15 protein-coding genes and 1 pseudogene are annotated in these 15135 nt (G+C 38.1%); 4 read left to right on the top strand and 12 right to left on the bottom strand.

Annotation, left to right across the window (positions count from 1 at the left end):
* Positions 1-48: 48 nt before the first annotated feature.
* Genes rsfS through nadD form a run of 3 tightly spaced genes read right to left on the bottom strand, consistent with a single transcriptional unit; the run spans position 49 to position 1633 of the window.
* Positions 49-414: a ribosome silencing factor gene (rsfS, locus tag R2876_05095; protein MEZ4357988.1), complete on the bottom strand. Its 366-nt coding sequence runs from the start codon at positions 412-414 to the stop codon at positions 49-51.
* A complete protein-coding gene (gene yqeK / locus R2876_05090) occupies positions 414-980 on the bottom strand; it encodes a bis(5'-nucleosyl)-tetraphosphatase (symmetrical) YqeK (GenBank protein ID MEZ4357987.1) in 567 nt (188 codons plus the stop codon). Before yqeK ends, rsfS begins: the two co-directional genes overlap by 1 nt.
* The gene (gene nadD, locus R2876_05085; protein ID MEZ4357986.1) at positions 977-1633 is read right to left on the bottom strand and encodes a nicotinate-nucleotide adenylyltransferase; all 657 of its coding nucleotides are present in this window, start codon (positions 1631-1633) and stop codon (positions 977-979) included. The genes yqeK and nadD overlap by 4 nt, the downstream gene beginning before the upstream one ends.
* A 110-nt stretch (positions 1634-1743) precedes the next feature.
* Here nadD and R2876_05080 point away from each other — a divergent pair, with 110 nt between their 5' ends.
* Entirely contained in the window at positions 1744-2625 is an 882-nt protein-coding gene (locus R2876_05080) for a hypothetical protein (protein ID MEZ4357985.1), read from the top strand.
* Here R2876_05080 and R2876_05075 read toward each other — a convergent pair.
* The 4 genes from R2876_05075 to R2876_05060 all read right to left on the bottom strand — a co-directional run bounded on the left by R2876_05075 (position 2618) and on the right by R2876_05060 (position 5195).
* On the bottom strand, positions 2618-2902 hold the full coding sequence (locus tag R2876_05075; GenBank protein ID MEZ4357984.1) for a YhbY family RNA-binding protein: 285 nt from the start codon (positions 2900-2902) through the stop codon (positions 2618-2620). The two genes, R2876_05080 and R2876_05075, sit on opposite strands and share 8 nt — an antisense overlap.
* Before the next feature lie 8 nt (positions 2903-2910).
* Positions 2911-4179, bottom strand: a complete 1269-nt coding sequence (gene obgE, locus R2876_05070; protein MEZ4357983.1) for a GTPase ObgE — start codon at positions 4177-4179, stop codon at positions 2911-2913.
* Entirely contained in the window at positions 4170-4808 is a 639-nt protein-coding gene (gene nth / locus R2876_05065) for an endonuclease III (GenBank protein ID MEZ4357982.1), read from the bottom strand. Before nth ends, obgE begins: the two co-directional genes overlap by 10 nt.
* Before the next feature lie 81 nt (positions 4809-4889).
* Entirely contained in the window at positions 4890-5195 is a 306-nt protein-coding gene (locus R2876_05060; protein ID MEZ4357981.1) for a hypothetical protein, read from the bottom strand.
* A 122-nt stretch (positions 5196-5317) separates the two neighbouring features.
* Here R2876_05060 and R2876_05055 point away from each other — a divergent pair, with 122 nt between their 5' ends.
* A complete protein-coding gene (locus R2876_05055; GenBank protein MEZ4357980.1) occupies positions 5318-5911 on the top strand; it encodes a hypothetical protein in 594 nt (197 codons plus the stop codon).
* A gap of 355 nt (positions 5912-6266) precedes the next feature.
* Positions 6267-7631: a citrate/2-methylcitrate synthase gene (locus tag R2876_05050; GenBank protein ID MEZ4357979.1), complete on the top strand. Its 1365-nt coding sequence runs from the start codon at positions 6267-6269 to the stop codon at positions 7629-7631.
* A gap of 46 nt (positions 7632-7677) precedes the next feature.
* On the opposite strand, the pseudogene R2876_05045 reads toward R2876_05050, so the two are convergent.
* From R2876_05045 to R2876_05025, 5 genes and pseudogenes are all read right to left on the bottom strand, one after another.
* Positions 7678-9329 (bottom strand): annotated as a pseudogene (locus R2876_05045) (AMP-binding protein).
* Between the two features lie 12 nt (positions 9330-9341).
* Positions 9342-9896 carry a cupin domain-containing protein gene (locus R2876_05040; GenBank protein MEZ4357978.1) on the bottom strand — a complete coding sequence of 185 codons (555 nt, stop codon included), beginning with the start codon at positions 9894-9896 and terminating at the stop codon, positions 9342-9344.
* Between the two features lie 99 nt (positions 9897-9995).
* Positions 9996-10475 (bottom strand): hypothetical protein, encoded by a 480-nt coding sequence (locus R2876_05035; GenBank protein MEZ4357977.1) that lies wholly within the window; start codon positions 10473-10475, stop codon positions 9996-9998.
* Between the two features lie 39 nt (positions 10476-10514).
* Entirely contained in the window at positions 10515-11459 is a 945-nt protein-coding gene (dusB, locus tag R2876_05030) for a tRNA dihydrouridine synthase DusB (protein MEZ4357976.1), read from the bottom strand.
* An 18-nt stretch (positions 11460-11477) separates the two neighbouring features.
* Positions 11478-12098 (bottom strand): hypothetical protein, encoded by a 621-nt coding sequence (locus tag R2876_05025; GenBank protein ID MEZ4357975.1) that lies wholly within the window; start codon positions 12096-12098, stop codon positions 11478-11480.
* A 454-nt stretch (positions 12099-12552) separates the two neighbouring features.
* Between R2876_05025 and R2876_05020 the strand changes: the two genes are divergently transcribed.
* The gene (locus R2876_05020) at positions 12553-15084 is read left to right on the top strand and encodes an AMP-binding protein (protein ID MEZ4357974.1); all 2532 of its coding nucleotides are present in this window, start codon (positions 12553-12555) and stop codon (positions 15082-15084) included.
* Positions 15085-15135 lie beyond the last annotated feature (51 nt).

Below are 15135 nucleotides of genomic sequence, written 5' to 3'. Positions count from 1 at the left end.
GGAACGTTTTTGCCGTTCCCTTTTTAAGTTAATTTTAAATATCTTATCTTACTCTTTATCTTCATCACTATAATTCATTATATTGTTTCCGTCCGTCCATAACCTTTCGATATTGTAAAACTCCCTCTCGTCCTTATGAAAAATATGAACAAGTATATCGCCAAAATCAAGAACTATCCATCTTCCCTCGCTGTATCCTTCTTTACGTATTGGGAGTATGCCTTGTTTTGCAAGTGTTTCCTCCAAATCGTCGGCAAGAGACTTAACGTGTACCGAAGAGCGGCCAGTTGCTATAAGAAAATAGTCTGCAACTATTGTTAAGCCGGATACGTTAATGCAGACTATGTCGTCTGCCTGTTTTGAAGATAATATTCTTGCAAAATCCATAACCATCCCGCTAAATTCTTGATTCATTAAATATCCTCCTTTGAAATAAACTCATTATATACTAAAACCGTATTCTCATGAATCGCTAAATCCTTTTTTAATATATATTCTAAAACACGTCTAGATGCTAAATGAACTGCTAAATCGATATCTTTGTAAGCGATTTCGCGTATCTCCTCTGTCCCTTTAAATTTCCTCAATGGTTCTATTAAATCGGCTATATATATTATCTTATCGAGTAAGCTCATGTTAGGTTTACCTGTAGTGTGACATCCAACAGCCGATAATATCTCCTCATCTTTTATGCCAATTTCATTTTCTAATATAATGGCACCTACAGGCCCATGTAAAAGCTTTGTATTTTTCTTTTCTACCTCGGATAAATCATAGGAATATTTTTTAGATAGCGATAGTAACTGCTCTTTTGAAAGGCACTTTGCAATGTCGTGAAGCAATCCTGCTAAATATGCTTTTTCTTCATCTGCTCCGTAATGTTTAGCTAACATGACTGCTGTTTGTGCCGTACTCGTGGAATGTGCAAGACGTATATCATCTACATATTGTTTTAAAATTTCGATAATGTCTGTTTTCATAAAATATAAAGTCCATTCTCCCTAATATAAGTTTCGACATCATCTGGTACAAGTCCTTTAATAGAAAGGCCCATTTTAACTCTTTTCCTTATTTCATGCGACGATACGTCAATCCCTCTATACTCAGACATATGTATGTGCTTTGAATACTCTTCTCTAAAAAATTCCAGATACCTAAGTATCTTTTCAGTTTCATATCCTGGCCGTGAAAAACAAATAAATTCCGTTAATTTGAGCACTTCTTCATATCTTTTCCAAGTGGTAATTTCAAACAGCGTATCCGTACCGATGATATAATAAAACTCATCATCTGATTGCTGCTTTAGTGCGCTAAGCGTATCTATCGTATATGTACTTCCCTGTCGCTCTACCTCAACGCGCGACACCTCCATGCCTTCAATACCGTCTACTGCAATTTCTACCATAGTAAACCTATGTTCTTTATCCGTAACTTCTATATCCCTTTTGTGCGGAGGGTCTCCCACCGGTATGAATATGACTTTATCCAATGAAAATTCCTGATATGCACGCCTTGCCATATAGATATGGCCAACATGTACCGGATTAAATGTTCCGCCTAAAATACCTATTTTTCTTTTAAAATTGGCGGATACACAATTTTTAAAACTGTAGATCTGAACAGTAAACTCCACTTTTAAAAACCTCTGTCCTTTTCAGATATTATATCATACTTTTTGTTAAAATACTCTTAAAAGGTATAAATCAAAGCTATTTGTCAATAATCCTTTTTGAGGTTAAACATATGAAATATGAAAAAGAAGTGTATAGATACTGTACAAAAAAATTCTATAAAAACAAGTCGATTGTTGCAAGGATTCTAGACTTTATTTCAGCTTTTTTATTAATATTTATATTGACCTATATGCTGCTTATATTCAAGTTTAGAAAGATGTGGCTGTCTTTAATTTTGTCTCTTTCAATAACTGCTTCCATACTTGTAACCTATAAGCTGTTTACAGACAAACGTATAGCAAAGTTTATGGAAAAGGAACTAGACAACCTTTTAAACGATGCTATTTTAGAACATATAGTTTTATCAGACGAAAAGTCTTTTAAAAAACTGATATCTAAAATTTTATCAAAACTTGGTATTACGGAAGTTAAATTCAGTTTTTGTTATTTCACTGCTAAAAAAGAAGATAACAACATAATTATCTTCGTGTTTAAAAACCACCCTACAAATAAAATAAGTGCAAGTGAAATATTAAAGAGCGCAAATATAGCAAAGGAAAAAAAGTTTAGCGAACTTTTTATAATTTCTACCTCGCAATTAGATGACGATGCCAAGAAGTTTTTAGAAAGGATACCGGAACTGTCAATTAGCGCACTGCCTATAGATGAATTTTTATCTATGGCGAAAGAAACCAACTTGTATCCATATGAGCAGACCGCACAGGAAAAAGCCAAGGAAATGCTGTATCAGGACGCCCTACATGCCAAGGACTTGCGCCGCCAAGCTCTAAGCCCAAACAAATACCGCGCATACATCCTGTGCGGCATAGTGTCTATGCTGTGGACTTATATCGTAGGCTTTAACGTAATCTTCCCGATAATAGCCTGCGCTAGTTTCATAATGGCATTTTTCTCATATAGAAAAAGCATATCTACAGCAAAAGCTAAATAAATATTTTCTTGTTTTCTTTTGATTCACGGTATATAACGACTTTTCTTCCAATAGCCTGTATTGGCTCTGCTTCAAGCCTTGAACATAGTTCGTCTATTGCCTGCTTTGCAGTTAAACCAGAAGTTTTTAATACAGTGCCTTTTATAAGCTCTCTTGCTTCAAGTGCATCGGACAACATTTCTATCATGTTGTCCGATATTTTATCTTTCCCTATTTGAAATATCGTGTCAATGGTATTAGCCATTGCCCTAAGTTTTGCACGCTGGCTGCTATTCATATACTACCTCAATCATAAAAATCAAATTCTACTTCATTTAATTGGACTGTGTCAGAATTTTTTATGCCTTTTTCTTTAAGTTTTTTAATTATCCCAAAATCTACTAAAAGCTTTTGGAAATGCCTCATGGAGCGCTCATCATTAGGATTTGTACGTTTAAATATATGGTCTACCAAATTACCTGTAACAATGAATCTGCCATCCAAAACCTCAATGTCAAAGCTGAGTTCATCATCTAGTTTCCACTCCTCTATAACGCCCTCGTCACCTATTATTTCACTTTGCGGCAATTCTTTTACTATATTGCTAACGGTACTTAATAATTCCTTAATACCTTCTCCTGTTGCACACGATATTGGGAAAACTTTTACACCCTTCTCCTTCAAGGCCTCTCTAAGCCGATTTAGGTTATCTTCTGCACCTGGTATGTCAGTTTTGTTAGCGGCAACCACTTCCTGCTTCTTTAAAAGCTCAGGTGAATAAAGTTTAAGTTCTTCACGTATCTTCTTATAATCCTTAATTGGATCTCTTCCTTCTATTCCAGATATATCTATTACATGTAAAAGCATCCTTGTCCGCTCTATATGGCGTAAAAAATCATGCCCTAGGCCTGCTCCTTCATGGGCTCCCTCTATTAGGCCGGGTATATCCGCTATTATAAAACTAAAATTATTTACAGATGCAACGCCTAAATTAGGCGTTAAAGTTGTAAAATGGTAGTTTGCTATCTTCGGCTTTGCTGCAGTTGCCATAGACAAAAATGTCGATTTCCCCACATTCGGAAAACCAATAAGCCCAACATCGGCAATGGACTTAAGCTCAAGTATTACCCAATGCCCTTTTTTCTCAATTCCCGGCGTAGAAAAACTGGGGGCCTGCCTCGTAGCGGTTTTAAACCTGGAGTTGCCTTTTCCACCCGTCCCGCCATACAAAAGTATCTTCTTTTCATCTGTCCTGATATCTGCAACGACTTTTCCGGTATCATAATCCTTAACTATAGTTCCCGGCGGAACATCTATAATAAGATCTGCGCCGGACTGGCCGCGCATATTGCTCTTTTTGCCCGGCATACCGTTTTCCGCAGCAAACTTTATTTTATACCTGAAATCAAGTAATGTCCGCATATCCTTTGATGCACGAAAAACTATGTTCCCACCGTTGCCGCCGTCTCCGCCGTCCGGTCCTCCGTTTGGGACATATTTTTCCCTGTGAAAGGAAACACAGCCGTCTCCGCCGTTGCCGGCCTTTATAAAAATCCTAACTTTGTCTACAAACATTTTTTCTTTTCATCCATCTTATTTTTGTACGGGCACATCGTCTTTAATACGCAGTCTTCACAAAGCGGGTTCCTTGCCTTGCATACCCGCCTTCCGTGCCATATTAACCAGTGGTGTGCATCCTTCCATTTTCCCTTTGGTATTAGCTTTGTCATATCTTTTTCAACGGCATCCGGAGTCTTCCCTTTAGAAAGCCCCAAGCGGTGCGTTACTCTGAATACATGTGTATCTACTGCAAAGGCATCCTTATTAAAAGCATTTGCCAAAACGACGTTCGCGGTTTTCCTTCCAACGCCGTTTAACGTTAAAAGCTCGTCCATGGTTTGCGGAACCTCACCGTTGAAATTTTCAACGATAGACTTGCTCGCTGCAATTATGCTGCTTGATTTAGTATTGTAAAACCCGCAGCTTTTTATATATCGTATCAAGTCTTCTTTTTTTATTTTTGCCATAGCCTCCGGCGTATTATAGCATTTAAACAGCTCGCTGGTAATTTTATTCACCCTGACATCAGTACACTGAGCAGACAGAATAACGGCAACTAAAAGTTCAAATGGGCTTTTATATACTAGCGCAGACCCTTGTCCACAATATTCTTTTTCTAAAGCATCTATAATTTTGTTAGCCACAAATACACCTAAAACCACTTCATTATATTTATAGATTATACTTAATATCTCAAATATTTACAAATAATATTTATTTTTAAATTACTTTAATTGCTCTATTATGGCATTCATCTTCTCCCGTTGCTCAGGGCTAAGCATAGGTCCTGCGGTTTTAGCAAAATTTTTGATAGCATCTATATTAAAGCTTCCTTCTTTTTTCTCTTTGTCTGCCATTTTACTCAGTTCCGAAAACAGTTCGGTTTCGCTTTTACCCTGATATTTGAATATAGCGTCTTGTATTGTCTTAAAATCATCTTTATTCATCTGATCGTTCTCCTTTTTGTTATCTGTATTTGTCCCGTATGTATTTGCTCCGCCATTTTTCATGGATCTTAAATCACGTGCCATATTCTTTCCTCCAAAACTCAATTTATCTTATATATATTCAAAAAGAAATTAAAAGTTACGTTACGGTTTTAACTTTAATTGCATAATCTAAGATAGATAAGAACTTAAGTGGAGGTTTTAAAATGTTTTACTTTCCTTTTTTAAATAAAGCATACGACCAAAAACAGCAGCCGGAGCATGATAAAATTTATGCAAAAGATATACATAATCCTGCTATAGAATTTTCACCCGAATTGTATATGTTGATGCTTCTGATATTAAAAGACGGCCTTTTAAAAAAGACTTTTTTTGATATGCTGTGTAAAATCTATCCATATGTAGATGAGGTAGACAAATGTACCATTGAAAAATTACTAAATGTTCAGGCGATGCTGAACAACAAAGATTTTCATAAATTTGATAAATTTAGCGTGGAAATGGGAAAAGCCGAACGGTATTCGACAATCATAAATATTTTGTGCAATTATGCTTCACCGCAGACTATCGGTATGTTAAATTCCCTAAAGCAAATGTCCTTTGCGCGTCACGAAATGGATCGCCTTTACGATAAGATATCATACTATAAAAATGCTAATAAAAAAGGCAACACTTTCGACCTTTTTGAAATGCTACTTCCCCCGGATAAACGCGATCAGTTTAAGATGCTTTTCTCATCGCTTAATATGTTCCCGAAAAATGCCTCTCCGGACCAGATATTAAATATGCTGCGCAAATAACAAATCTACATTTTTTAGCATTTTATTTGAAAAAACTCTATAATAAAATGCTTATTTTCTATTTGCCAAAAGACATGTTCATGGTAAAATATATGTAAGTTCTTTTATTACATATATTTTAAATATAATATTAATATTTTTACCGTCATATTATTTTAGATCTGCTTCAAATATTAATAATATGTTAATAGATATATTATTGCCGTAGAAGAAATATATATTATATAATATATATTATTTAACTTAAACTTTTTTATATTTCTTGTAATTTTTAATTTCGTTTTTAGCTATTTCTAAAAAATTTTAAATACAATTATAATACAATTATAATAATTTAAGAAAGGAAGATAAACAAATGCCGTATAACAAAATGTCTGAAATCAAACCAGAAATTATTGAATTAGCAAACACATGTATGAATAACTATAATATTACCCCGGATCTTTACACTAAATACGAAGTAAAACGCGGATTAAGAGACGTAAACGGTAAAGGCGTCCTTGCCGGGCTAACTGAAATTGCTGAGGTATCCTCTTATATAATACAAGATAATGAGATTATCCCGTGTGAAGGAAAGCTTTATTACCGCGGTATCGATATAGAACATTTAGTAAGCGGCTTTGTATCGGAGAACCGTTTTGGCTTTGAAGAAACAGCTTACCTGTTGTTATTCGGTACACTTCCTTCAAAACAAGAACTTGAAAATTTCATTAAATTATTAGCGGAGTATAGGCAGCTTCCAACCAGCTTTGTAAGAGACATAATAATGAAGGCACCCAGCCCAGATATGATGAATACGCTTTCACGCAGCGTACTAACGCTTTATTCATACGACACAAAGGCAGATGATATATCAATACCTAATGTACTTCGCCAAAGCCTGCAGTTAATCGCGCTTTTCCCTCTGCTTTCCGTCTACGGTTACCAGGCATACAGCCATTATATGAACGGGCAGAGCTTTTTCATCCATGCTCCAAGTCCAGACCTTTCAACTGCAGAAAACATCTTATATACTTTGCGGCAAGACAGTAAGTATACGGAACTCGAGGCAAAAATCTTAGACCTTATCTTAGTTCTTCACGCCGAACATGGCGGCGGAAATAATTCTACGTTTACAACTCACGTCGTTTCGTCGTCTGGAACAGATACTTATTCTTCAATATCCGCATCTTTAGGTTCTCTAAAAGGCCCAAAACACGGTGGAGCTAATATAAAAGTAGTTAAAATGTTTGAGGACTTAATGGAAAACGTTAAAGACTGGTCAGATGAAAAAGCAGTCAGGCAGTACCTTGCTGATTTATTGGACAAAAAGGCATTTGATAAAGCAGGCCTTATCTATGGCGTCGGCCATGCGGTTTACTCTATTTCAGACCCCCGATCTAAGATACTTAAAAAATTTGTTGAAAGCCTTTCTAAGGAAAAGAATTTGGAAAAGGAATTTGAACTTTACGAATTAGTAGAGCGCCTGGCTCCCGAAGTCATTGCTGAAAAACGCCAGATTTACAAAGGCGTCAGCGCCAACGTCGACTTTTACAGTGGCTTTGCCTATAGCTTGCTAGACTTACCTGTTGAGCTTTTCACTCCTCTTTTTGCAATATCACGTATCGTCGGCTGGAGTGCGCATAGGATTGAAGAGATTATGAATGCAAGTAAAATAATCCGGCCTGCATATAAAAATGTAAAAAAGCATTCTAAATATGAGCCGATAAACGAACGATAAATTTAAAATAAAAAAACATGGTCGGCAGGCCATGTTTTTTATTTAGCTAATTGTTGCTTTTTTCCCTTATTTCTACTCGGCGCACCTTGCCGCTTATAGTCTTTGGCAGCTCATCTATAAACTCTATAACTCTTGGATACTTATATGGAGCAGTTACCTTTTTAACGTGGTTTTGCAGCTCCTTTTTAAGTTCTTCAGAGGGAGTATAGCCCTTTGCCAAAACTACCGTAGCTTTTACCACCTGTCCGCGTTCCGGATGCGGGACTCCCGTTATGGCAACTTCAAGTACAGCAGGATGCTCCATAAGTGCACTCTCAACTTCAAAAGGCCCTATCCTGTAACCTGAACTTTTAATTACGTCGTCCTTCCTGCTTACATAGTAATAGTATCCGTCCTCATCTTTCCACGCTACATCTCCGGTATGTAGATGTTATCATGCCATGCATTATTTGTCATCTCTTCATCGCGGTAATATCCAAGGAACATCCCTGGCGGAACGCCTTTATCCGTCCTTATTACTATCTCTCCCGATTCACCCGGGCTGCATGGCTCGCCTTCGTCGTTGACTATATCGATATCGTAAAGAGGTGACGGCCTGCCCATTGAACTTGTTCTTGGTGTTGAGCCAATAAAGTTGGCTATTGTAAGTGTTGTCTCCGTCTGCCCGAACCCTTCCATTATATCTAGCCCTGTTGCGGATTTGAATTTGGTAAATACCTCTGGGTTAAGTGGTTCGCCGGCTGTAGTTGCATACTTTATTGAGGATAAATCGTATTTATCAAGATCTTCTTTTATAAAATAACGGTAAATAGTCGGTGGAGCGCAAAACGTTGTTATCTTATGTTTTTCAATTACCTTTAACATTTCATCCGGAATAAACTTATCGTGATCATATACAAATACTGCAGTTTCGTTAAGCCACTGGCCGTAGAGCTTTCCCCAAACAGCTTTGCCCCATCCAGTATCTGCCACTGTTAAATGAAGCCCGTCTGGAGCACAGTTATGCCAATAAACAGCAGTCGGGATGTGCCCCAAAGGATATGTAAACGAGTGGGCCACCATCTTTGGCATGCCGCTTGTGCCAGAAGTAAAATAAAGTATCATTATATCGTCATTTTCAGATTTTTGGTCATCTGCTAAATCAAGCACATCGCTTGCCGCTTCAACACCTGCCTGATAATCTAGCCAGTTATCCCTTTTGCCTACTATTGCTTTTAACTCAACAGATGGGCATTCTGGTTGAGCCGCCTCTATATGCTCACAGCATTCGGATTCCGCCACACATATCATCATCTTTATACCAGCCGCATTTGCGCGGTATATAATGTCCTTTTTAGTTAAAAGATGTGTTGCCGGTATTACAATAGCCCCTATTTTACAAAGAGCTAACATAGTATACCAGAAAGAATAATGGCGCTTTAAGGTAAGCATTACCTTGTCGCCCTTTTTTATCCCGATAGATAGTAGATAGTTAGCCGCCTTGTTAGATAAAGCCGCCATCTCCCCAAAAGTAAAATTTTTCTCATCACCCTTGTTATTGGTCCATACAAGCGCAAGCTTATTAGGATCTTTTTTAGCTACTTCATCTAAAACGTCAAATCCAAAATTAAAACGCTCCGGCACATTTACTTTGAACGTTTCCTCATACTCCTTTAACGAAGTACATTTAGGCCCCGTAAACTTCTCAAATACATACATGCTGATTCTCCCCTACTTTGCTATAACAGATAAAAACCGGCATCGCCCGCCGATTGCTTCCATCGAATGCGGAGTTTTTGCATCGTAATACGCTGCATCTCCTTTGTTTAAAATTATTTCACTGTCTTTTATCAAAAGCTTCATGCTTCCCTCTAAGACATAATTAAACTCTTGCCCGTCATGTGTATTTTGATGTGTCCTAGCATCTACATCACTAAGTTCAACCGTTACTAAAAACGGCTCCATGATTTTGTTTTTAAATATATAGGCCAGATGTTCGTATTTATATTCTTTTCTGCGTTCCATATGCAGTCCTTCGCCTTTTCTGACAACTGAACATACCTTTAGATGCGGCGTTTCGCCCGTCATCAAATCTACGATATCGACCCCTAGTTTATTTGCAATGGAATAAAGTATACTGAACGTAAAATCGTGTTTCCCTTTTTCATATTCTAAGTATAGTTCTTTGGAGATGTTAAGTTCTTTCGCCATATCGTCTACACTTACTTCTACGACTTCTCTTAAGTCTTTAACTCTTTGAGCTATCAACTTTATCTTGTCTTCCATTTATAAACACATCCTTTACAATATTTTTAAAAAGCACCCCATCCTTTTTTAAGGACAGGATGCGCTTTAAAGCAGTTTTATAAAATAAAACCTCTTGTTTTAACTGTTAAGCTGTATAACTCCACTATTATAAACCACTACAACTCCTGTAGAATCCCAAATTACCGAGTCTCCCTGCAAATATTCAAAACTTTCACCATAATGCTCTATAACGCTATCCGGCTGGTCACCGTAAGCTGAAGGTGCACACGATGCGAAAGCATAAAATTCATCTTTGTCTCCTAAAACAGATTCGTCAAATTTAACTGTTAAAGTATCTGCATCTTTAGTTACTATCTGTTTTGCCAGCTCTAGGCCCTCTACAGATTGAATAGAAAACTTTATTAAGGCTCCGTCATCTATATTAGAATTAACGTCTAAAACAATGTCTTCCCCTTCAAATGTGACACTTATATCTCCGGTAATATCTACCATAGTAGCCCCGGCATCTACTTTAGGACGGGTAATGTCTGCTGCAGCACAGCCGGCAAAAACAAACAAAACGGCTATTATAAGCACGAATGATAAAATCCTGCGCATGTAAAATCCCTCTCTTTTTCACTTGTATTTTATATAATATCACCTTTTTGCAAAAGATAAAAGGAGTTTTTTCATTTCTAATAAAGTCTTTGCACTCATAAGATGCGGCCTTAGCTTTGCTGCATTATCAAAGCCCTTAGTATACCATATAGCATGCTTCTTAAATTCGGATAATCCCCTTGCCTCTCCCTTATCCTCTATAAGCATATAAAGATGTTCTATAGCACATTCGGCCTTCTCTAAAATGTTTGCAGGGGGCTCTCCTAAAAGTTCTCTAAAAATAAATGGGTTCCCAAGTGCCGCACGGCCTATCATAACTGCATTGCATCCCATTTCTTTAAGCATCTTTTCGGCATCAACAGTTCCCTTTATGTCCCCGCTACCTATAACCGGTATTTTAACCGCCTTTAAAACGCTATCTATTAAATCTAAGTCTGCCCGCCCACTAAACATCTGTTCTTTCGTACGCGGATGTATGCAAATCACGTCTGCTCCCGAGTCTTCCGCCATCCTGGCAAATTCAACGGCATTTACGCTTAACAAATCCCATCCGGAACGAAATTTTATGCTTAAAGGCAAATTTATGTTTTTCTTTACTTTGGTTATTATCTTTGAGGCAAGTGGTATATCTTTCATGAGCGCACTGCCTTCAGAATTTTTTACAACTTTGCTGACCGGGCAGCCCATATTTATGTCTATCATTGCAAGCTTGCCTGAAAATTCACAGGACATATCTCTGGCTACTTCGGCTAAAATATCAGCATCACTGCCAAAAAGCTGCAAAACTGCTTTTCCCTCTTCATCGCTTACCGATATTAGTTCCTTAGTCCTCTCGTTGCCGTATTTTATGCCTTTGGCGCTTACCATCTCTGTATATGTAAGGCCGGCGCCGTAAATAGAACATATGCGCCTAAAAGATATATCCGTTATACCGGCCATAGGGGCCAGAAAAAACGGGTTTTTCGCAATATCTAAAATATCCATATAATGCTCTTAAAAATATTACTGTGTTGAGCTTGGAGACGGGCTTACGCTAGAACTTGCACTAGGGCTTACGTTAGGATCTGCACTTTCACTTGGGATAGGGCTTGCCTGTGTTATTGGCTCTTCTTTATCTAGAAGTTTAATAGTCTCCATCTCGGTTATTTTCCAATTCCCGTCGCTTCTTATAAGTGTTATCCTGTAAATACCGTCCTGCCATTCAGGGACTTCGCCATCTTCATCTTCACTAGAACTCGTATCAGACGCTGTAGGTTCCCCTTCAACATATGAGACACGTTCGGTTGCAATTACCTTTACTTCATTTTGCCATGGGAAAATGAAAGTGAACCCTACTTCCATATCGTATATAAAATTTGAGATGTTGTAGTCGTTGTAGATTGTAGAATCAAGTTTAGCATCATTCTGAAGGAAAGTTTTCGAAAAAACGTTTGTAAGTTCAGATTCGTCTTCTCCTTGCATAACGACTTTCGCACGCAAAAGAAAACTGTCTTTTACAAGTGTATTTACCGTCATATAGTCCATACTTAAGAATAATCCGAATATTATTAAAATTATTATAAGTAAGTACCACCCGAATTTTTTAAGAATATATATCCAAGTATTTACGTTTTCTTCTTTCAACTTATTAAAGCGCTTCCTTTTAGATTTTTGTATATCATAACATACTGTGCATATGTTTGTAAAATGCTCTTATAAGCGGCGTACTATCGTATACTTAACTAAAATATCTTGCTTGACAAATGCCGTGTTTTCTGTTATATTTTCTTTAATTTTTAAAACGCATTTATTGGGAAAAAAGGTTTTAAAAACACTTAATTAGAGAGCTGTTGTCTGGTGAAAACAGTATGTTTTTAATAACCGAGCTCTTCTTAGCGGTCTTACTGAAAGCTTTATTTTAGCAATTAAGTTTGAACGGAACCCTACCGTTACAAAGGGGATATCGCTTAATAGGCGATATTTAAGTGGGTATTGTTACCAAAAAGAGTGGTACCGCGGAAGTTAAGCTTTCGTCTCTTGCAGCTATGCTTTAGACGGGGGCTTTTTATTTTATGAGACTTAGAAGGAGGAAAAAACCGTGAAACTTTCATTTTCTACGTTAGGCTGCCCTGATTTTGACTGGCCGGATATATACTCTGTCGCAAAGGACTTTGGATTCGACGGTATAGAGATTAGGGGCCTTGGTGAAAATATCTTTGACGTTAAGGCTAATCCGTTCAGCGAAGAAAAGCTGCCTCAAACCATAGAAAAATTAACTAAACTGCATTTAGAAATACCTTGTATATCCTCAGGCTGCTGCCTTAAATATAAGGACTTAAAAGAGCAAAACCATAATGAGATACTTAAATATATAGACCTTGCATATAAACTTAAAACTCCCTATATCCGTATTTTAGGTGATATTGCTCCTGCCCCGGAAGGAAAAGTAGACGATGAAATCATCTTAAATGCACTTTTGAGGCTTATTCCTTATGCGGAAGAAAAAGGCGTTACCCTGTTAATAGAAACTAATGGCGTTTATGCAGATACTTTAAGGCTCTGCAACCTCTTAAACCAGGTAGACAGCGATAACGTTGCCGCTCTTTGGGATATGCACCATCCTTACCGTTTCGCCGGTGAATCTCCTGAAAAAACAGTTCAGAACTTAGGCGCTTACATCAAATATACACATATCAAGGATTCGATTGTCAAAGACGGGAAAATAATATATCGTATCCTTGGTGAAGGCGACCTACCTATAGACGAAATGATGCGTGCACTTAGCTCAATAAACTACGATGGCTATGTGTCGCTTGAATGGGTTAAAAAATATGCTCCTGAGTTAAGCGACGCCGGGATAGTCTTCCCGCAGTTTGCAAATTATATGAGCCAGTATACTAAAAAACCGCTTTTAACCAGGCAGCTTTTTGATAACCATGCAAAAACCGGAAAATACGTCTGGCCTAAAGAGCATTTAATAGACTTGACTTTCCCTCAGGTTTTAGACAGGATGGTAGAAGAATTCCCGGACCAGTATGCTTTTAGATACACGGAAATGGATTATACGAGAACCTATTCAGAGTTTAGAGATGATGTAGATACTTTTGCGCGTGCCTTAATCGCCATGGGCGTTAAAGCCGGAGACCATGTAGCTATATGGGCAACCAACGTGCCCCAGTGGTATATAACATTTTGGGCGGCGACTAAAATAGGAGCTGTCTTGGTTACTGTAAACACAGCCTATAAAATATACGAGGCAGAATACTTATTGCGTCAGTCTGATACACACACACTTGTAATGACAGACGGCTATAAGGATTCAGATTATGTTGCGATTATAAAAGAACTGTGCCCCGAACTTGAAAACAGCGAAAATGGCAAACCGCTTCATATAAAACGCCTGCCGTTCTTGAGAAATATAGTAACGGTAGAATCTTCTCAAAAAGGCTGCCTTACCTGGGATGAAGCTATCGACATGGCCAAACAGGTCCCTGTTGAAGAAGTGTATAGAAGGGCGGTAGTATTAAACAAACACGACGTATGTAACATGCAGTATACATCGGGTACCACCGGTTTCCCAAAAGGCGTAATGCTTTCGCACCATAACGTCGTTAATAACGGCAAAGCTATCGGCGACGGTATGGACTTGTCTACTGCAGACAGGATGATGATTCAGGTCCCTATGTTTCATTGTTTCGGCATGGTACTTGCTATGACAGCTTGTATGACGCACGGAACGACCATGTCTCCGATAACGGCTTTTTCACCCAGAAAAGGCCTCGATTGTATCAATAAAGAAAAAATAACCGCTTTTCATGGCGTACCGACTATGTTTATAGCCATGTTATCTCATGAAAACTTTAAAGAGACTGATTTTAGCTACATGCGGACGGGTATAATGGCAGGTAGCCCTTGCCCCGTTAAAGTCATGCAGGACGTTGTCGATAAGATGAATATGAGAGAAATATGCATAGTATACGGGCAGACCGAGGCTTCCCCAGGCTGCACTATGAGTAAGACGACAGATCCTCTAAAAGTCAGGATCAATACCGTCGGCGGCAACATGTTCGGCGTCGAATGTAAGATAGTAGACCCTGAGTCTAATAAGGAACTCCCCGATAATGTAGACGGTGAATTTGTGGCAAAAGGCTATAACATTATGAAAGGTTATTATAAAATGCCTCAGGCTACATCAGCGGCTATAGATGAAGACGGCTGGCTTCATACAGGAGACCTTGCCCGCCGGGACGAGAACGGCAATTACAAAATAACAGGGCGTATAAAAGACATGATTATCCGCGGTGGTGAAAATATATATCCAAAGGAGATAGAAGATTTTATCTACACCCATCCCAAAGTCTCCGATGTACAGGTAATAGGCGTACCGGATAAGCAATACGGCGAAGAAATAATGGCCTGCGTCATAGTAAAGAACGGAGAAACACTAACTGAAGAAGAGTTAAAGGAATATATCCGTTCCCACATAGCAAAGCATAAAACTCCAAAATACATAGATTTTGTAGATAGTTTTCCGATGAATGCGGCCGGCAAGATACTTAAATATAAGATGCGTGAAATGGCTGTTGAAAAATTTAACCTTCAGGCAGATGCAGGTATAGAAACAGCATAACTAAAACAGTATAAAAAAAGCGGTGCAAAGTTGTACCGCTTTTAAATATGC

Source organism: Eubacteriales bacterium (assembly GCA_041390245.1).
In the GTDB taxonomy this organism is placed as follows: Bacteria; Bacillota; Clostridia; order Christensenellales; family JAWKQI01; genus JAWKQI01.
This window is presented reverse-complemented; position numbering and strand designations above follow the sequence as displayed.